General features: G+C 57.5%; 17 protein-coding genes. 4 read left to right on the forward strand and 13 right to left on the reverse strand.

Going from position 1 to position 19,218, the window contains the following annotated elements:
• Positions 1-4: 4 nt before the first annotated feature.
• The 6 genes from J4721_RS08885 to fliL all read right to left on the reverse strand — a co-directional run bounded on the left by J4721_RS08885 (position 5) and on the right by fliL (position 5,995).
• Positions 5-739 (reverse strand): transglycosylase SLT domain-containing protein, encoded by a 735-nt coding sequence (locus J4721_RS08885; protein ID WP_014876453.1) that lies wholly within the window; start codon positions 737-739, stop codon positions 5-7.
• 207 nt (positions 740-946) lie between these two features.
• On the reverse strand, positions 947-3,403 hold the full coding sequence (locus J4721_RS08890; protein ID WP_211002644.1) for a hypothetical protein: 2,457 nt from the start codon (positions 3,401-3,403) through the stop codon (positions 947-949).
• Positions 3,403-4,272: a flagellar motor stator protein MotA gene (motA, locus tag J4721_RS08895; RefSeq protein ID WP_014876451.1), complete on the reverse strand. Its 870-nt coding sequence runs from the start codon at positions 4,270-4,272 to the stop codon at positions 3,403-3,405. Before motA ends, J4721_RS08890 begins: the two co-directional genes overlap by 1 nt.
• A 77-nt stretch (positions 4,273-4,349) precedes the next feature.
• Complete coding sequence (locus J4721_RS08900; RefSeq protein ID WP_014876450.1) at positions 4,350-4,997, reverse strand: MotE family protein; 648 nt, start codon at positions 4,995-4,997, stop codon at positions 4,350-4,352.
• Entirely contained in the window at positions 4,997-5,461 is a 465-nt protein-coding gene (locus J4721_RS08905; RefSeq protein ID WP_102859542.1) for a hypothetical protein, read from the reverse strand. Before J4721_RS08905 ends, J4721_RS08900 begins: the two co-directional genes overlap by 1 nt.
• 9 nt (positions 5,462-5,470) lie before the next feature.
• Positions 5,471-5,995 carry a flagellar basal body-associated protein FliL gene (gene fliL, locus J4721_RS08910; RefSeq protein ID WP_014876448.1) on the reverse strand — a complete coding sequence of 175 codons (525 nt, stop codon included), beginning with the start codon at positions 5,993-5,995 and terminating at the stop codon, positions 5,471-5,473.
• A 118-nt stretch (positions 5,996-6,113) separates the two neighbouring features.
• Here fliL and fliF point away from each other — a divergent pair, with 118 nt between their 5' ends.
• The 4 genes from fliF to fliP are packed head-to-tail and all read left to right on the forward strand — an operon-like array spanning position 6,114 to position 9,424.
• The gene (gene fliF / locus J4721_RS08915; RefSeq protein WP_211002600.1) at positions 6,114-7,799 is read left to right on the forward strand and encodes a flagellar basal-body MS-ring/collar protein FliF; all 1,686 of its coding nucleotides are present in this window, start codon (positions 6,114-6,116) and stop codon (positions 7,797-7,799) included.
• Entirely contained in the window at positions 7,799-8,395 is a 597-nt protein-coding gene (locus tag J4721_RS08920; protein WP_014881577.1) for a hypothetical protein, read from the forward strand. The genes fliF and J4721_RS08920 overlap by 1 nt, the downstream gene beginning before the upstream one ends.
• Positions 8,388-8,684: a FliM/FliN family flagellar motor C-terminal domain-containing protein gene (locus J4721_RS08925; protein WP_014876445.1), complete on the forward strand. Its 297-nt coding sequence runs from the start codon at positions 8,388-8,390 to the stop codon at positions 8,682-8,684. Before J4721_RS08920 ends, J4721_RS08925 begins: the two co-directional genes overlap by 8 nt.
• Positions 8,681-9,424 carry a flagellar type III secretion system pore protein FliP gene (gene fliP / locus J4721_RS08930; protein ID WP_027248295.1) on the forward strand — a complete coding sequence of 248 codons (744 nt, stop codon included), beginning with the start codon at positions 8,681-8,683 and terminating at the stop codon, positions 9,422-9,424. Before J4721_RS08925 ends, fliP begins: the two co-directional genes overlap by 4 nt.
• A 431-nt stretch (positions 9,425-9,855) precedes the next feature.
• Here the strand turns inward: fliP and J4721_RS08935 are convergent, their stop codons facing one another.
• The 7 genes from J4721_RS08935 to J4721_RS08965 form a co-directional block, all read right to left on the reverse strand.
• Positions 9,856-10,959 carry a flagellar basal body P-ring protein FlgI gene (locus J4721_RS08935; protein ID WP_014881576.1) on the reverse strand — a complete coding sequence of 368 codons (1,104 nt, stop codon included), beginning with the start codon at positions 10,957-10,959 and terminating at the stop codon, positions 9,856-9,858.
• The gene (locus tag J4721_RS08940) at positions 10,956-11,963 is read right to left on the reverse strand and encodes a flagellin (protein ID WP_102875241.1); all 1,008 of its coding nucleotides are present in this window, start codon (positions 11,961-11,963) and stop codon (positions 10,956-10,958) included. The genes J4721_RS08935 and J4721_RS08940 overlap by 4 nt, the downstream gene beginning before the upstream one ends.
• Positions 11,964-11,966: 3 nt before the next feature.
• On the reverse strand, positions 11,967-13,415 hold the full coding sequence (gene flgK / locus J4721_RS08945) for a flagellar hook-associated protein FlgK (RefSeq protein WP_102859541.1): 1,449 nt from the start codon (positions 13,413-13,415) through the stop codon (positions 11,967-11,969).
• A gap of 48 nt (positions 13,416-13,463) precedes the next feature.
• The gene (locus tag J4721_RS08950) at positions 13,464-14,786 is read right to left on the reverse strand and encodes a flagellar hook protein FlgE (protein ID WP_014876440.1); all 1,323 of its coding nucleotides are present in this window, start codon (positions 14,784-14,786) and stop codon (positions 13,464-13,466) included.
• A 102-nt stretch (positions 14,787-14,888) separates the two neighbouring features.
• Positions 14,889-15,725 (reverse strand): flagellar motor protein MotB, encoded by an 837-nt coding sequence (locus J4721_RS08955; protein WP_014881572.1) that lies wholly within the window; start codon positions 15,723-15,725, stop codon positions 14,889-14,891.
• A gap of 190 nt (positions 15,726-15,915) precedes the next feature.
• On the reverse strand, positions 15,916-17,535 hold the full coding sequence (locus J4721_RS08960; protein WP_211002599.1) for a long-chain-fatty-acid--CoA ligase: 1,620 nt from the start codon (positions 17,533-17,535) through the stop codon (positions 15,916-15,918).
• Between the two features lie 25 nt (positions 17,536-17,560).
• The gene (locus J4721_RS08965) at positions 17,561-19,177 is read right to left on the reverse strand and encodes a GMC family oxidoreductase (RefSeq protein WP_211003475.1); all 1,617 of its coding nucleotides are present in this window, start codon (positions 19,175-19,177) and stop codon (positions 17,561-17,563) included.
• Positions 19,178-19,218: the final 41 nt, after the last annotated feature.

A 19,218-nucleotide genomic window follows, 5' to 3' on the forward strand; every position in this document is an offset into this window, starting at 1 on the left:
GCCCTTATTTCAGTATGATGAGCGCTTGCGCCGAAGTGCCGCCGCCGGTCAATGGGACCAGAGAGCCCAGGCGGGCAGCACCAGACGGTGCCCCCCCCTGAGTGATCAGCGGCGATGGATTGTGAAGCATGGCAAGAGGTTGTGGGGCGGTGAACGTGGCGCGGCTGCGCTCTACCGGTAGCGCCGCAACCGTCTCTACCGGTTTCAGGTCCGCGCGCACCCTGTCAAAACGCGCAGTATAGCGATTTGCATAGGTGGGTGTGCGCGAGTGGTAGGCGCCGGCAGCCTGTGACCAGTCACCAAATTCGTCATGCAGCTCACGCAGAAACCGCGCTGCATACTGCGCATTCGCAAGCGGGTCGAACATCTGGTCGATCGAGTCGAAAGCCTGACCATGCCATTTGAAATTGATCTGGAAACACCCGACGTCAAAGCTCCGCGCACCACGTTTGAAGTGGGAGAAGACATAGGCGCGGGCCTCATCTTCTGTCTGAAACCACTTGCCGGCACCTTCCATGTTGACGGTCCAGGGCCAGGGCTGCAGCCCTTGCTTTCCACCACGACCGGTCTCCGTTCTGGTGATGGCGCGCAACACGTCCAACGGAACGCCCTGGTCGCGCGCCGCCCGTCGCGCCGCAAGATCGCATAGCGCCGATACCTGCGGTGACGCAGCATAGCTGTTTCGAGGAATAAGCAGTCCCAAGAGGCCAAATGCTGCGACAAGCAACACGGACCACATCGGCAAACTGCCTGCGCAGCGGACATACCGCCGCTGTTGTCGGAAATAATAGCTCGATTTCGGCATTCTGCCTGTCCAAATGAGGATTCACCCTAGGTTCGAGCGTAAGGCGAGAGCATTGACAAACCGTTATCACAAAACACGCCAAGACCGCCCGGATCGGGCGGTCTTGGCAAATGCTCAGCTCAGATACTCGGTTGCTGGTCGCTACGATCCATCGTCGGAAGGATCCGCCTGCGGCGTCACCTTCTGCAACAGGTCTGCGATACCGCCACGCGTCCCCTCACTGCTTTCAACCAGCGCCCTCGCATGGGCCAAAGGCGGCAGGCCGGTGGGCTCTTTCGCAGTTTCTTCGATTTGTGTCGTCACGCGCGCGACGCCACCGAACTGCTCCGTATCATCAGCATCCATCGTCGCAAGCGTATCGCGATCCTCCGAATGCCAGAACCCGCGCGCGGCTGCATCTTTTTCTTGCTCTTCAAGCAGATACTCACCCGCTCTTGCGTATTCGCCATTGCGCCAAAGGGCCTCTGCGCGCAGTTTGTTTGCTGCGGAACCGGACAGTCCCATCAGCTCCACCAAAGCGGAATGCGGCTTATCCATCGCCAGCGCAGCTTTGGCCAGGATCAGGCGGCGTTTCGTGTTTCCAGGCTCCATAGCCAGCTTTTTAAGAATCGATTGAGCCTGCTGCGCAAACCCCAGATCCAGCAGGCGTTCGGCCACAATATCCGCAACTGGTGCTACCTCTGCGGTGGTGCCATTGGCCGCGATGACAAGCGCATACTGCAGGAAGGTGACATCATCTGCCCGCTCTGTCAGCAACGTCAGCAACGGTTCCAACGCCGCAGTACGTGCGGCCGGGCCATCGCGCCGGCTCAACACTTCCAGTTCATTGAAACTGTCATGAAACTCACCGGTCAGCGCCAAGGCGGCAACCACTGCACGCCTGAGGTCCGCGCCCAATGGGCTATCGCGATTCTCGACCTCATAGGAGGCGGCCAGATCCGGTACATCCGGCGACAGCGCGCTGCGCTCGGCGAAGCTGAGGTCAATCAGTTCGATCAGAGCGCGTGGTGCGTTTTCGCTCCGCTCGGCAACTTCATCCGTCAACTCCTGGGCGACGGTTTCAACGTCGCCTTCCAGTCTGGCGATCTCCGCCTCGGCCAAGTTGATTTCAGGAACATGCTCAACACCAGTGCGATCTACGGATCGTAATGCCGCGCCCGCCAGATGGGGATCACCCGCCTTGGCAAACAAGGTACTGATGCGCGGACCGACTTGCACCCGCAGATGCGGTGGCAGCTTGGCAAATGCCTGTTGGATTGCATCCGTTTTAGCATTTTTCTTGATGGTGCCATCAGCCAAGGCCGCCCAAAGCGCCACTTCGCTATCGCAAACCTGCTGTCCCGCGAAAGCGTGGTTGACCTCCATCTGCTGGCCATCAAGCACAGCCCCCATGGCCGTCAGCGCCACAGCATCATCATGCTCCGCAGCGCCAGACGGCATCATCCGCAGAATTGCCTGTGCCTCAGCACCAAATCCAAAGAAGAGATAGGCCCGCGCCAGTGTCAAAACCGCTTCCGGGTCGACGTCATCAAATTCACGCACCAAATCCGCGCGCAGCGGTGAAATCTGGTCCGCAAATGGCTCATCCGTGCCCCATTCGTGTACGGCCACTTGTTGACTTGGAAGGCAATGTGTCGGCTGGCCTGAGGTGTCAGACCTGCGCGCGATAAGACCAGTTTCGCGGTCCACAGAGGAGGTGACCGAAATCTGGTCCAACGGGTTGAGCGGGCGATCCCGACTGCTCAGCGGATCAAGGATGTGACCATTCGGGCCATCGTGAACCTCAACACCGACCAAGTCCAACAACCCTTGATTGGTGGCACGGCTGATCTGTTGCAGTAGTCGCTGTTCGGATTCGTTGACGGTTGCCGCTCTTTCAGTTTCCGACAAATCAAGCAGCATATCCGTGTCCACTTGAACCGGAACCGGTTTCGGTTCAGCGGCAGAATCCACCGCAACGCGTGCCTCTTCAACCGGCGCAGCAGGCACCTCAGTGCGAGGGGCTCGGGTCAGATCTAGGGGCAGTTGGATCGCTGACGGTGTATCCGCCACAGCGACAGGAAGGCGTTGCGCCTGGTCAACAGCAGTAGTACGGCTGGACGTTACACCAGCAAGGTCAAGTGCGGCACGCGCGTCCGCAGCTGCCCGCGCTGCAAGATTGAAACGATATCCGGTACTGTTGATGTTCCCGGGCAATAGCGGCAAGGGCGATCCGGCTGCCAAAGGCTGATCAGCACCAGGCGTGCCATCAGCAATATCAACCACCAGATACCCGTCCTTCTGAACAAAGGAGGTGACATCGCAATTACACCCAAGTTGCAACTGCAATGGTTGCCCAGGTCCCGCCTGCGAGACCGACTGGAGGCGTGTACGCGGAATCAGGTCAAAGACCCGCGACGTGTCGAACACAACTGTGGGCGTATCGATCACCACCTGGGCTGATTGCCCGGACTGACGCAAAGACCAAGGCGCACCGGCCGGAAGCCGCATGACCAGTCGGGAAAACCCGGCATGCTCTCCCGAACGGGCAACCACTGTCTGGGCATCCGCAGATGCCGCAGCCAGGGTCATTGCTGCAATGGTCAGCGCGCGCCACATCATGCTGCGTCCTGTTTCACCGATTTCAATGCATCTTCCAGCTCAGAAAACCCGGGGCGGATGTGGGATGGGGTGTTCTGACGTCCCACTTCGATACAGATCGCCGCTGCGTGATTGTGCAGGTTGGCCACCAGAACTTCGCGAATGAGCGAATAGAAATGCGCATCCTCTTCGACAACTGACTTCACCTTGCCTGCGAAGGGGCCAACCAGACCATAGGCAAGGAAAACACCCAGGAATGTACCGACAAGAGCGCCACCGATCAGCTTACCCAGAACTTCTGGCGGTTGATCGATCGACCCCATGGTTTTGATAATGCCGAGAACAGCCGCAACAATGCCCAGCGCCGGAAGACCGTCAGCAAGCGATTGCAACGCATGGCTGGAGTGCAAGGCGTGGTGCAGGTTCGCCTCAATCCGCTTTTCCAGAACTTCCTCGACCTGATGCGGGTCATCATAATTCATAGATGCCGAGCGCATGGTATCGCTGATCAGGTTCACCGCTTCCTTGTCTGCGAGGATTTTCGGGTACCGATTGAAAACCGATGAGTTTTCCGGATCTTCGATATGCTGTTCGACCTCAACCGGGTTCGCTCTTGCGATCCTGATCAAAGAGAAGAGCAGACATAGAAGATCGCGGTAGTCATCGGGCTTCCATTTGGGGCCCTTAAACACCTTACCGAGGTCTTTCAGCGTGTGTTTAACGCCGCCCATATCATTGCTGATCAAAAAGGCACCAACACCTGCCCCGCCAATCATCATGAATTCGAATGGCAGAGCTTTGATGATGATCGCAAACTTGCCACCTGCGAGGAGATATCCCCCGAACACCATGACAAAGATAACCACGATGCCTACAATACCGAGCATTAGGTCCACTCCGAATTTCGTTTGTTTCTACAAGTTTAGGCGATTCACGTTAAAAAAGCCTGAGGAGCAGCACCTGCTTACTCCTTTGGAACAGACCCATTGCGACCCGCCAGGACCACGCTGATTGTATATGCCGCCTGCGGGCTGAGCCCCGCCATGATGCCGGCCGCTGCCTCGGGGCGCATGCGCGCAAGGAAGCCAGCTGCAAAGGCAGGATCCATCTCCTCAAAGAGAGCAGACGATTCTTTTGGTTTCATCTGTTCGTAAACCGATGTCAGCCGAGTCAGATCCGCTTCGGTCGCGCCATCGGCAAGGGCGAGCGTCGATTTCAACTCTTCTTCAGCCTGCTCAAGTGCGACAAGCTTCTGCTCAATCGCATCATCTGCGATCTCCAGCGCTTTCATGCGGTCTTCGATCTCGGCCTCACGGGCAGATAGCGCCGCTTCGCGTTCCTGAAAGGCGGCCAACATGTTCTGCAATTCGGCAGAAGAGGGCATCGACTGACCATTCAGCGTGCCTTTCGGCTCGTCTTTCAGGGTCGATTCGTCCTGCAGGTTCGCGACCTCACGCGCGATGGCTGGACCGGCCTCCAGACCGAGGCGCACAATTGCTGATCCCATCAACAGCAAGGCCAGCATCATGAGAGCACCACTGCGCGTCCGCTTGATGCGCTTTGCCTTCTTCGGCTTCGCAGGAGCGGCTTTTGTCTTTGCTGCCTTGGCCATTATGCAACCCGACCCTGCGCCCGGTTATGGCGGACAAACATCAGACCTGCGGGTTTTGCGGGTTCTGGCTCCGCCGCTACTTCCGGCTCCGCGTCAGCCTCATATGCCGCAGCCAATGCATCGCTTTCTTCGGCAGCCGCAGATGCAGCAGTCTCAGGTTTTGGCTCAGGCGCCGAGGCCTCTGGCATGTCGTGCATAGAGGCCATCATAAGTTCCAACCGCTGCGCCACCGATTCGGCGCGTCCGGTCAACTGGTCCAGCGCCTTGCTCGAGCCATCCGATACATGGCGCGCGGCCAGCAGTGACTTGTTGAGATCATCGACCTGCGCCGAAAGCACTGCAACAGCGCCGCCAACACCTTTTTCCAGATCATTAAAACGCTTCAGCCGACGCGAGAGCACCAGGCAGTAAAAGCCTGCCCCCATGGCCCCGGCCGCAAGCAGGATATCCGCAATCAGTTCCATCCCGTTCTCCTAGTTCAATACGAAGTCCATAATCAGCAGATCACGCACCCGGCCCTGGCCAGCTGCAATATTGATCCGCCGCAGCATCTGTGCGCGCAGTTTCGGCAGTGCCATCGGATCGGTCAGATCCTCCAGCTCCAGTGCCCTGAGATAACTGTTGAGAACATCGACAACCCGCGGGAGAATTTTCTCAACCTCGGCCCGATGGGCGAGATCAACCTCCAGCTGAGAGCGGAAACGAAGGTGCTTCAACCCACTTGCTTTGCGCAAGGTGATCACAATCGGTTCCATTTCGATAAAAGCGAGATTGGCGATATCTTCCGCCGACTCACCATTGTCCACGCCTTCTGGCGCCACTTCGGTCGCATCCACCCCTTCTGGGGCTGCGCTCTGACCAAAGGGAAGAAGGCCTGACTGGACAGCGAAGAATCCCCCACCGGCGCCAACAAGCGCAAGAACAACCCCAATGATAAGGGGCAGCTTGCTCTTCTTGGCCGGGGCGTCCTGTTCTGTGTCTACTACAGCGTCTGTCATGACTATCCCTAATACGTCGTGCCCCATCTTCTTAGCTTGCGGACACTAACCGAATGTTAAGGGCAATCCGGCAAAAGGGTTGCACATCGGACAGAACGCCGGTGCTACGGAGGTTAATGTGCAGCAGATCAAGAATGTCTGGGCAGGTTTGGACACGCGAAAGCGCCTGATTGCCGTGGGGGCCACGGTGATCGTGATTCTCAGCGTCCTGGCGATGTCCCGTGTGGCGAATACGCCCACGATGCAATTACTATATGCCGGGCTGGAAAGCGGCTCGGCTGGGGATGTAGTGCGCGCGCTGGAACAGCGCGGCACCGAATACGAAGTGCGTGGCGGATCAATTTATGTTCCAGCTACGGCACGCGACGAACTACGCATGACGCTGGCAAGCGAAGGCCTGCCTGCGAACGGCGGACGCGGTTACGAACTGCTTGATTCGCTGAGCGGGTTCGGGACCACATCGCAAATGTTTGATGCCGCCTACTGGCGTGCAAAGGAAGGGGAACTGGCCCGTACCATCGTGGCCAGCCCGTATGTGACCCAGGCCCGGGTCCATATCGCAAATACCGGATCAAACCCGTTTCAGCGCACGGCTGAACCGACTGCCTCTGTGTCGGTTGTGCCGATGGGTTCGCCCATCACGCCCGCACAGGCCAATGCGATTCGCTTTCTGATCTCTTCAGCCGTGACTGGCTTGGCGGTGGAAAACGTGGCGGTGATTGATGCCAATGGTGCGCTGATCGGCTCACCCGAGGCCGCTGCCGCTGTCGGCGCCGGAACCGATGATCGCTCGCAATCGATTCGCGAACGGGTCATGCGGTTGGTCGAAGCGCGCGTTGGTCACGGCAATGCCGTGGTCGAGGTCAGCGTCGAAACCGTGACCGACACCGAATCTATTCGCGAGAAACGCATTGATCCCGAAAGCCGCGTCGCCATCAGTACCGATGTGGAAGAACGCGCCGATTCGTCACAAAATCAATCGGGTGAGGTAACCGTTGCCTCCAATATTCCGGATGGTGATGCCGCCTCGGGCGATGGATCCAAAGCCAGTACCAGCGCCACCCGTGAACGGGTGAACTACGAAATATCTGAGACCGAAAAAGAGATCCTTCGTGGCCCTGGCGCAATCAAACGTCTGACTGTCGCAGTTCTGCTGAATGGCGTGCCAATAACCACAGCAACCGGCGAAACGGTGATGGAACCCCGCTCAGAAGAAGAGCTCGGCGCACTCCGTGAACTGATCTCTGCTGCGGTCGGTTTCAGTGAAGAACGTGGAGACGTCATAACGCTGAAATCTATGGAAATGCCTACGGTGGAGCCACAGGGCACCGTGGTCAGCGCCTCCATCTTCGACAACATCTATCTGGATGCGATGTCGTTGATCCAGATGGCTGCCCTGGCGCTTGTCACTCTGATCCTCGGCCTCTTTGTTATTCGTCCCATCCTGTCGAACCAGGCGAGCGTGCCTGCACTTGGCGCACCGGGTGGCGATGCCATGGACGAGCTGCCAGCACTGGGCGGCGGTGGTTTCATGGCCAATCCCAATCTCGGCGCGGATCTCGCACTGGATGGAGAGATTGAGAACAATGAAACTGGTCAGTTTGAACCCATGGGTGGCATGGGTATGGGCACCGGTATGGGCATGGGTGACATGGGCGGAATGGGAGATATGGGTGGACTGCCGGCCCTTGGCGGCGGTGGCGACAATCCCGTTGATCGTCTCCGCTCGATGATTGGCGAACGCCAGGAAGAAACCGTGCAGATCCTGCGCGGCTGGCTGGAAGAAAATGAGGAGAGAGCCTGATGACGATTGCCCATCTTCTTGAAGATTTTGCCATGGACACTCCGGCGGTGCCAGTCGCCGAGGTGAGCGAAGAAGTACTGGAGGAAAAGCGTCTGGAATCCTATGAGAAAGGATACAGCGCAGGTTGGGATGATGCGGTAACGGCCAAGGATAAGGAGAGCACACATGTCTCTTCAGAACTGGCCAACTCGCTTGAAGATCTCAGCTTCACCTTCCATGAGGCACAGACGCAACTGCTCGAATCGTTGGATCCGATGTTCAAGGTTCTGACCAGCGCAGTCCTGCCAGATGCCATGGCTGCCAGTTTCGGCCATCACATCGTCGATCAGCTGACGGACATGGCCAAGAGTCAGGCCGATCAGGCTATCAATATTGTTGTCTCCCCGGGCGAAGGTGCAACCGTGCGCGCGCTACTGACCAAAAGTTTCACTGTGCCGGTGCAGGTCCGCGAGGACGTCGTGCTGTCTCCTGGTCAGGCCTATCTCAAGGTCGGCGGCATTGAGCGGGAAATCAACAGCTCCGCCCTGATCGATTCTATTCAGGACTCTATCGAGGCCTTCTCTTTCCACATCACAGAGGACAGCAAATATGGATAAGTCTGCTGAAATGAACAGAAAATCTGGCGATGCAGGCAATCCGTTTGTGTCAGTACCAGTTGAGGTTGTCGTCTCTGTCGGCAAGGCACGGCCGCTGATCCGTGATCTGGTAAACCTTGGCGAAAACGCGATTCTGACCCTCGACAAACGGGTCGAAGATCCCGTGGATCTCTATGTTGGCGACCGCCTTGTCGCCAGAGGGCAGCTGGAGGAGATGGAAGGCGAGCAGGCTGGTCAATTGGCCGTAAGACTGACCGAAATCGCGGATTTGCAAAGCGGCCTGGGATGACACGCACTGCCCTTCTTGCCGCCGTTTTGGCGGCCATTCTGGCCGTCGGCCTGCCGGATGTTGTGAGCGCGCAGGATCTCAGCCTTTCCTTGGGCGATGGACAGTCGATCTCTGCCCGCTCAATCCAGCTGATCCTGCTGATCACCGTCCTCAGCCTCGCCCCGGGGCTGTTGATTATGATCACATGCTTCCCGTTTCTTGTCACCGTATTGTCGATTCTCCGGCAGGCCATTGGTTTGCAGCAGGCGCCACCGAACATGTTGATGATCAGCCTTGCGCTGTTCCTCACCTATTTCGTCATGGAACCGGTGTTTACCGAAGCCTGGACCACCGGAATCAATCCGCTGATTGAGGAGCAACTGGATGTAGAAACCGGGCTGGAGCGCGCGTTGCAGCCGTTTCGGGTATTCATGGCCGCGCGCCTTGATCCCGATACCTTCTATGCGATTGCAGATCTGCGACCTACCACTGCAGGCATAGACCCGACCGCTGATGCCCCTTTGTCGACCTTGGTGTCGAGCTTTATGCTGTCGGAAATTGCCCGTGCCTTTCAGGTTGGCTTTTTGGTCTTCCTGCCGTTCCTGGTAATCGATCTGGTGGTCGCGGCCGTGCTGATGTCGATGGGGATGATGATGGTCCCGCCGGCAGTTGTGTCCATGCCTTTCAAACTTGCGTTTTTTGTGGTCGCGGACGGCTGGAGCCTTATCGCAAGCGCCTTGGTCCGCAGCTACTTTCCCTGAAAACACAACCGTTTGCAGGAAGCACCCTGCAAAACGCCCCGGTCACAACAGTGACCGGGGCGTTTTGCATTGGCGGGACAGACGTGATCTCGGCAGGTCTCAACCCAAATCTATTCAACCCCACACGCGGCGACGCTGTGTCAGACGATAGATCATACTTCCACTGAGATGCCATATGAGTGTCGGAACATCTGTCGGATAGTGTAAATTACATCCAGCGCACTGACCGTGCTCAAGTCTGACAAGAGGGTCAGGATCGAGGCCGACACATGCCCTAGGCCGGTCGTTCAGCTCATCCGGTGTCATGAATCCGGCCAGGTCAAAGGTAGCTAGCAACGGGTAAAATTGGCGGCCTATTGCCTAAGCAAAAGCCCCCGGAACACAGTGGTTCCAGGGGCTCATCCGCCTGCGTGCAGTTCTGTACTGACGTTCTATCTCACCACGAATTCGGCATGCAGCGCACCGGCCGCCTTCAGGCTCTTGAGGATATCGATCATATCCCGCGGTGACACGCCCAGCGCATTAAGACCTGCAACCACTTCAGACAAAGAGGTGGTTTCCGGGACCTCTGCCAGCTGAATGCCCTCTTCCTCTTCGATCGCAGCGCCAGTGCGCGGCACAATCACCGTTTCGCCATCGGCAAATGGATTAGGCTGAACAACCAGCGGCGTTTCCTCAATCCGCAGGGTCAGATTTCCCTGTGCGACAGCAACCCGTGAGATACGCACATCGCTGCCCATCACAATGGTACCGGAGCGTTGATCGACAACCACACGCGCCTTGCGCTGAGGTTCGACCAGAATATTCTCGATCCGCCCGACAGCATGAGCGGTGGAGCGGGTGTTGGTGCGCTGTACGTCGACCTCAACCGTTCCGGAATCTTGCATTAGAGCCACATTTCGTCCAAATTCAGCATTGATCGCGCGTTCGATACGGCCTGCGGTGGTGAAGTCAGGCTCTCGCAACGCAAGACGCATGGACGTGAGCGAGGACAGATCGAAATCAATCTCACGCTCAACCCGCGCGCCCGAAGGGATGACGCCAGCAGTCGGAACACCCTGGGTGACAGAGGCGCCTTCCCCCTCGGCGACGGCTCCGCCTGCCAGGATGGTGCCTTGGGCGACGGCATAGATCTGGCCATCTGCGGCATTCAACGGTGTCATGACCAGCGTCCCGCCCAGCAGGCTCTTTGAATCGCCGATCGCGGACACGGTCACATCAACAGTACCCCCTACACGAGCAAACGGCGGCAGAGTCGCGGTGACGAATACCGCAGCAACATTCTTTGGCCGAAACTGTTCGCCGGTCACATTAACGCCCAGCCGCTCCAGAATGTTCGACATGATCTCTTCGGTGAAGGGGGAGTTTCGCAGACCGTCGCCTGTCCCGTTCAACCCTACGACCAGACCATAGCCGACGAGATCATTGCCGCGTACACCGTCGAACTCAACCAGATCTTTCAGTCTGATCGCATTGGCCTGAGCCATCGCAGGCAGCAGCATTACAGCAAGAAGAATCCGGATGAACCGCATCATGACAGGAACCTCATCAGCGACAGCTGCGATGTCCGTGCGGTGACGGTGAACAGGCTTTCCAGTTGGAACTGCGCCTCATCCAGACGGGTAGATGTTTCATAGGGATCGGCCTGAACAAGCTCGTTGAATACCAGGCTGAGGCTGGTCTGGGCGGCGCCATTGCGTGTCGCGGTCTGCTCAATGCGACCCTCCACAAAACCAAGATCTGACTGCATCTGGATCAACTGGACCTGGCTTTCACGCAGCTCAACTCCGGTGCTGCGCAACATCTCGAACTTCACATCTGAGGTGAGGCTAAGTCCTGGGTCATTGACCAAAGTTGCAATGGCAAGGCTCTGCAGAGTCTGTTTAAACGCATCGTCATTGGCCTTCAAAGAGACAGTGACCTCTTCGGTCGGGCCAATTTTCACCGGATCCATCAGGTCCGACGCCCCCTGATACATCACCGTATCAAATCCCAGCGGATCAGCGAACCAGTCTTTGACGGCCTGCACAATATCAGGTGCGGTGGTGAAGGGGGTAACCTCTGTCACCAATGAGGACATCAAAGTGCTAAGATCAGCGAGAGGTTGGGCTTCGGTATCTTTTCCGGAAAACAAGCTGCGACCGGCGGCTTCGCCATTCAGGGAGCGGATAGCTTCGGTCAGGTACACTTCTGCCTGGTTTGACAATTGCTGCGATGTCTCATCATTCGGAGACGTCGTTACAGCGAAAATATCGCCGGTAAGCTTGACCACATTGTCAGAGATCAACTCGATATTGTTCTGCATGGACGACGCAAACAGAGCCGCCTCAGTGTTTGCAACCTGAAAGGATTTGAGACGATCCAAGTTACGCTCCACATCGGAGAGATATGTCAGATCCCCCCCCAGTTTCTGCGTCAACTGCGAGGTTTTTCCAGTGCTCAACTCCTGCGTCAGGGTCGAGATATCGTTCTTCAGACCAACCGACCGATTGCGAAGGAACAGGTGTTGAGCCATATCCCCATAGGAATTCATAATCATGCGTTAAATCCTTAGAAGCGTTTCCATCAGCTCATCGACCACGGAGATCATCCTGGCGTTGGCCTGATAGACTTTTTCAATCACGATAAGGTTCTGCAGTTCGGCATCGCTATCGACACCCTGCGCCAACTCGCGCTGGTACATTTCGGTATAGGTTGCCGCTGCAAAGGCGACGTTCTGTTCGGCAGAGTTTTCACTCTGTGCAAACCGAGATAGCAGGTTCGCGCTCAGCGTGCTGGCATCCAGATTTGCCGTCCCCAGACCAACGGATGACACCGTGCGCTTGGCGTCCAGTGCATCCGCATATCCACGCAGCAGCGTTGCATCCCCGGCGTTGCCGGGCGAGGCTGCATTCAGACCATCGCGCAGCCGCCAGGTTTCTGCCTGTCCCTGCATGGCAATTTTGTCGTTCAGCTCAATACGGTTGGCAATACCGACAGTATTGGCCGGATCAAAAAAGGCACCCTGATCGGTGAAGATGCCAGGATCCGTTGCCGTCAAGGTCGGATCTAGAGCAGGGTCTTGAAAGCGTTCGATAAGATCCTTTGCCATAGCGTCCAGATCTTCCTGCGCCTCGACGGTGAGTACATCGCGGACCTCGAACTGGGCGGCAAGCGTGCCGCCACGGATAGGCCCGCCGGGCCCTGTCGCGACGTCGATACCATTGATCTGCAACCCGGACAGCAAACCGTTGCCCAACGTCATGTAAGGCAATGTATCGGCTTTACCGTCAAAGCTCAGCTCTGCTGCCTGGCCATCCAGAAGCACAGCGCCCCCTTCGGAGAACAGAGCAACCTGGCCTCTGTCACGATTGACCACCTTGACCGGAATGATCTTGTTCACCTCGTCAATCAGCAGATCTCGTTGATCCAGCAGAGACGCCGAATCGGACCCTGTTGATTGACTGATCGCAATTTTTGCATTCAGTTTTTGAAGTTTTTCCAACGACTGATTGACCGTGTCCACCTGCACATCAATTGCCCTGTCGGCAGCCGTGCGTTGATTGCGTAGCCCCTCTGCGGCATCTGCAATCGACCGCACCAACTCTTCTGCCTGAATCGCGAGATCATTCAGCCGCGGTCCGGAATCGGGTCGCGAAATCACCTCAATCAGACCGGAGTCGAAATCCGTTAGCCGCTGCGTGATTGAATAGGGGTCGTCGGCGCTGCCAACCAATTCGGTCATGCGACCAAAAAAAGCGGATTTCACCTCGGCAACGCCGACCTCCGAATTGGCAGATCGCACGCTGGATTGCAGGGCCGGATCGTTGATCCGCTGCACGTGACCGACCTTGACCCCGCTGAACCCATCCCCGGCACTGGTAAGCGCGAGGCTTCGGCGTGAATACCCCGGGGTCAGAACATTCGACAGGTTTTCGGAGACGACCGACGTCGAGCGACCAGCCGCCGTCAGCCCGGTCATTGCGGAATTGAGAGCACTTGTAATGGACATGGGTCATCCAGCCTTTGCGCGAATGTAAATCAGAGGGAGGAGCGCCTATCAGCGCTTGATGTTGGTGGTTTCCTGCAACATCTCATCCACGGTCTGAATGACTTTTGCGTTAGACGAATAGGCTCGCTGGGTCTGAATCATATTGGTCAGCTCGCCCGCCACATCTGTTGCGGATTCCTCGCGGGCATACCCGAGGATGTCGCCTGTCGGACCTTCACCAGCATTCCAAAGGAAGTAGGAGCCGCTCTCGCTCGACGGCATGTAGGTCTGCCGGTCCATGGCGATCATGCCATTCGGGTTCGGCAGATCGACCAGCGGGACCTGATAGACCACGCGGCTGACACCGGTGTCATAGTTGGCATGCACATAGCCGGCCTCATCAATCTCCACGCCAGTGAAGTTGCCCACCGGAGCCCCATCCTTGGAAATCGAGGCAGGGGCAAAGGTATCCGACAATTGAGTCAATCCATTGTCATCACCGATCATTCCGATGTTGATTTCCATGGGGCCGCCCGCGACAGGGACGATGATGGATCCTGTTGCAGCGTCATATGCGCCACCTGTGGTGGCGGCCACAGCGTTCAGGGCTCCCCCGGACGTCCGGTTATCGTCGAAGGTCAATGTGTATTCCCCGATCGGGGTCGAACCGGTCGCGGTGTCGGTAATGATCATGGTCCATTCGTTCGACTCGCCCGTTGCCGGAACGGTGGGCACGAATTCGATCTGCAGGCTCTCGGATTTACCCAGATTGTCGTAATACTCGATCGAAAGGTTCTCACTGGTGCCTGCCGCGGTGGATTCCGTCGCTGTCGCGGGCAGGTTCACACCCAGCGACATCTCGGTTGTCGGCTCCCCCGACAGTTTGTTCACATTGAACCGCACCGGCTCCAGAGCGTCAGATGTATCACGCGCATAGGGTGGAATTGTGCCATCAGATTGCGCAGGCCAGCCCATCAGGACCAGACCGGATTCAGTTGCAAGCAAACCATCAGCATTGGTTCTGAAAGATGCCGTGGTTGTCAGCATCATCTGCGGGTTGGCGGCCCCCGTCTCAACCTCGTTCATCGAGGTGACAGGCAGCATACCACGGCCCCGCACCGCCAGATCGGTTGCATTGCTGGTCGACACCAGCGGCCCTCGCTCATCAATCAAACGCACATTGGTCGTCCGCACACCGCCGGCCGAATAGGTGCCGCCAGATGAGCTCATGACCATCGAGTGGAAATCCGTCTGAACCCGCTTGTAGCCGGCGGTCGAGGAGTTTGCGATATTGTCGGAAATGGAGGCCAGTCGGCTGGCATTCGCGGTAAGCCCGGCAACGCCGGCATTAAGCGAGGAAGAAATCGTCATGGATACGCCTTTCTGCTGCATCGAATCTTTCTTGATGCAACAGCTAGCCGATTGGCCATTAACGGGCGGCTAACAGATAAAATTGTCTGATCTGTTGGCCGCCCATTTCCGGCGTACCCGCGCTTATTTCCGCAGAAGGATGATTTCGACCCGGTTGTTTCGCGCTGACATCGGGTTGCTATCCGTCAGTTTGCGATCTGCATGACCGGTCACACGGTGCATCCGCTTGGACCTAGTGCCACCTGATTCGAGCATCACACGGGTGGCATCCGCCCGCGCATGGGAGAGTTCCCAGACCGGATTATTAGCCACAACGACCGCATGAGATCTAATATGCCCGCCAATGGCGATGTTGTTTTCAACAACCCCTGTGACACGTGACACCATCTTCACAATATCCCGGAACAGCAACGTCGGTTCCGCGGTTCCTTCTTTGAACAGCGGTGACTCCTCGGTATCGAAAAGCTCGACAACCAAACCCTCATCCGTGACGCGTGTGATGATATGCTGAGCCATCTCGATTGAGACCATGCTTTCGCCACCACGCCCCTTCAGCTGTTCTTCCAAGGCACGGAACTGTTCGTCTGCGGCCTCACGGTCCTTGTCCTGTTCGACACCGGAATCTCCCTTGGCCTGCTGTGCATCGGCCGGGCTGATGTCGGACGCTCCGGTCCCGTTCTGGGGCTTGATCTCCTCGGTGAACATACTGTCCCCGTTGAAGGCCCCGTTGCCGCCGCCCGAAACCCGGCTCAGCGGAATGGATGGCGAGAAGTAATCCGCCAGCCCTTTTCTCTGTTTCTCAGTCGTTGCGTTGAGCAGCCACATCAACATGAAGAACGCCATCATAGCCGTCACGAAGTCCGCATAGGCGACCTTCCAGGCTCCACCGTGGTGGCCATCGCCACCACCTGACTTTTTCTTCTTGATGATAATGGGCGCCACATTTCCTTGTGCGCTCATAATCCACCACCTATTTTCACCCACTACCGGGATATCAGGCGGGGTCTTAAGCGGCCCTTAACAGATAAATTTGCCGGCAGTTATGATGCCCGGCGAGCCTCAGCTGGGCTCATAACCTGCAATATATGCGCCCCGTCAAAAAGGGATGGACACCGCCACCGGGCCTAATACTCGATGGCGGTACGGGATATCAGGAGTCCAGTAGGATCTCTTCGTATCTTTCCCGGAGCGTATTTTTCTGTACCTTGCCGGTGCCACCCAAGGGCAGAGATTCGACAAAAACCACACGGTCGGGAATCTGCCAGCTGGCAACCTTGCCTTGATAATGCGCCAACAGATCAGCCTCGGTCACATCGCCGGACCGTTTCACAGCAATCACCACAGGGCGTTCGTCCCATTTGGGGTGTTTCGCCGCAATTGCCGCCGCCTGAGCGATATCGGGGTGCGACATGGCGATATCTTCCAGCTCAACAGTGGAGATCCATTCCCCCCCGGACTTGATAATATCCTTGGAGCGGTCGCGAATGATCATATAGCCGTCATCATCAATTGTGGCGACGTCGCCGGTATCAAACCACCCATCATCCGTCAGTGCAGTTTCTCCGGCGCGGAAATAACTGTCGATCACCCAATGCCCGCAGATCTGCAGGTTACCTTGCGTCTCGCCATCATGAGGCAAGACCGCACCGCTATCGTCGACGATCCGCAGATCGACGCCATACATTGGCCGTCCCTGGCCTTCGCGCAGCTTGGCCTGGGCTTCGGCATCCAACTCATTATGCTTCTGCAACAGCTGGTTCAGCGTTCCAATGGGGCTGGTTTCCGTCATGCCCCAGGCATGCACCAGCTCGACGCCATATTTGTCGCGGAAGGTGGGTATCATGACCGTTGGCAGGGCGGACCCACCTACAATCGTGCGTTCAAGGCTTTCGGCAGTGCAGCCGGTTTCCTCCAGCCCCTGCAGCAAACCCATCCAGATGGTCGGGACACCCAGCGCCACGGTCACTTTTTCCGCGTCAATCAGTCTGGCCAAGCTCACCCCATCAAGATGTGGACCCGGCAGTACCAGCTTTGCCCCGACAGCTGCGGTCATATACGGCGTGCCCCAGGCGTTCACGTGAAACATCGGCACCACCGCCAGTACTGTATCCCGCGCCCGCAGCGCCAGGCCATCGGGTTGATTACCACCAATCGTATGCAGCACGCTGGTCCGGTGGGTGTATTCAACGCCTTTGGGGTTACCGGTGGTGCCGGAAGTGTAGCATAGGCTAGAGGGCAGATTTTCATCCAAATCGGGCCAATCATAACCCGCGGCCTCCGCATCCAGCAGATCATCGTAGAACAGCACGCCCTCAATCTGCGCTGCGATATCGGCATCCCTCGGTCCCATCACGACGATATGCTGCACAGTGGTGAACTGCGCACGCAGCTGCGCCACGGCCGGAACAAAGGTGGTGTCAATGAACAGCACCTGATCCTCGGCATGGTTGATGATGTAGATGAGCTGTTCCGGCTTCAGGCGCGGGTTGATTGTATGACAAACATAACCGCCACCTGACACTCCGAAGTAGATCTCAAGGTGACGGCGGTTGTTCCAGGCGATGGTGCCGCAACGGGCGCCCTGAGCGATACCCAGGCGTCCCAATGCCGCTGCCAGTTTGCGGGCATTTGCATCGATGTCACCCCAGGTCACATGCTCGGTTTCACCCGACGTTTCAACCGAGGTGACCGTCGTTGAGCTGTGAAAACGCCCCGCGTGTTCTATCAGCGAGCCTATAGTCAGCTGTTTGTGCATCATCTTGCCAAGCATCGTCGTCTTCTCCGAAATTGAAATGTCAGCTGCGGGCCCAAGCGCCGCGTATAATATCTGCGGCTTTTTCCGCGATCATAATGGTGGGTGCGTTGGTATTCCCGCCAATCAGCCGGGGCATGACCGACGCGTCAACCACACGTAGCCCCTGCAGCCCGTGCACCCGAAGCGAAGGATCGACCACCGACAACGGATCGGTGCCCATCTTACAGGTGCCAACCGGATGATAAATCGTATCCGCCCGCGCGCGAATATGCTGCTCCAAGGCCGCGTCATCCGGTTCACCGTTTATGAACAGTTCCTTGTGTAAATAGCCCGCCAGAGGCTCTGCCGCCATTATCTGCCGTGTTTTGCGCACACCCTTGATCAGCACGGCCAGATCCTCTGGATCGGCAAGGAACTGCGGATCAATTCGGGGGGCGGCCTTGGGATCAGCACTGTTGAGGCCAACAGAGCCGCGAGACTTCGGCCTCAGCACGCAGATATGACAGCTGAACCCATGCCCCATGTGCAGCTTGCGCGCGTGGTCGTCGACAATTGAGATGACGAAATGCAGCTGTACATCAGCCCGCTTCTTATTGGGGTCTGTTTTCAGAAACGCTGCCCCTTCGGCAAAGGGCGTAGCGATCATGCCGCGACCGGTCTTGCGCCAGTTCCAGATATGGCGCAGCAGCGAAACACTGCCGGGCAAGGAGATGCCAAAATTGTCCCGATCCCGTGACTTATAGGCCAGCGTAAAATCGAGATGATCCTGCAGATTCTGACCAACTCCCGGCAGCTCGTGCACCATATCGATCCCATGCGGGCATATGTCGTCGGGACGGCCAACACCAGACAGTTGCAGCAGCTGGGGTGAATTGAACGCCCCACCGCTCAGGATCACTTCGCGGCGCGCGCGCACCATATGCGCGCGACCACCCTGACTATAGTGAACCCCAATCGCCCGCTTGCCCTCGAACGCGATGGAGGATGCCTGCGCGCGCGTGATCACCGTAAGATTTGGGCGGTCCATGACCGGATGTAGATAGGCCGCTGCAGCCGAGCACCGCTCGCCATTGCGATCATCCCGGTGAAACTGCGTCACCTGGTAGTGGCCGATGCCTTCGTTATCGCCGGAGTTGAAATCCTCACGGTGCCGAATTTGCAGGGACCGCCCGGCCTTCACGAAAGCGTCTGTAATCGGGCGCGGCGATTTCTGATTGCTGACCTGAAGCGGACCAGCCGCGCCGTGCAGCGCATCATCACCACGTTCGTTGTTTTCAGATTTTCGGAAATAGGGCAGTACCGATTGCCAATCCCACCCCTCACATCCCAACGCCGCCCACTCGTCATAGTCTTTGGAATGGCCGCGAATATAGAGCATCGCGTTGATCGCGCTGGATCCACCCAACCCCTTGCCACGTGGCTGATAGCCCCGCCGCCCGTTCAGGCCCGGCTGTGGCACCGTCTCATAGGCCCAATTGTTGATCTTTGGCCGTCCGGGCAGCATGGCGACGACCGCGGCCGGGGCTCGGACCAACAAACCATCACCGCGCCCGCCCGCCTCCAGCAGGCAAACCGTCACATCGGGATCTTCGCTCAGTCGGGACGCCAGCGTTGACCCCGCTGAGCCACCGCCAACGATCACATAGTCCGCCTCCATCACGACCTCCCCGCATCTACCGTACCAGCAGCTCTCCCCGG

This window comes from Phaeobacter sp. HS011 (assembly GCF_018101215.1).
Lineage (GTDB): Bacteria > Pseudomonadota > Alphaproteobacteria > Rhodobacterales > Rhodobacteraceae > Phaeobacter > Phaeobacter inhibens.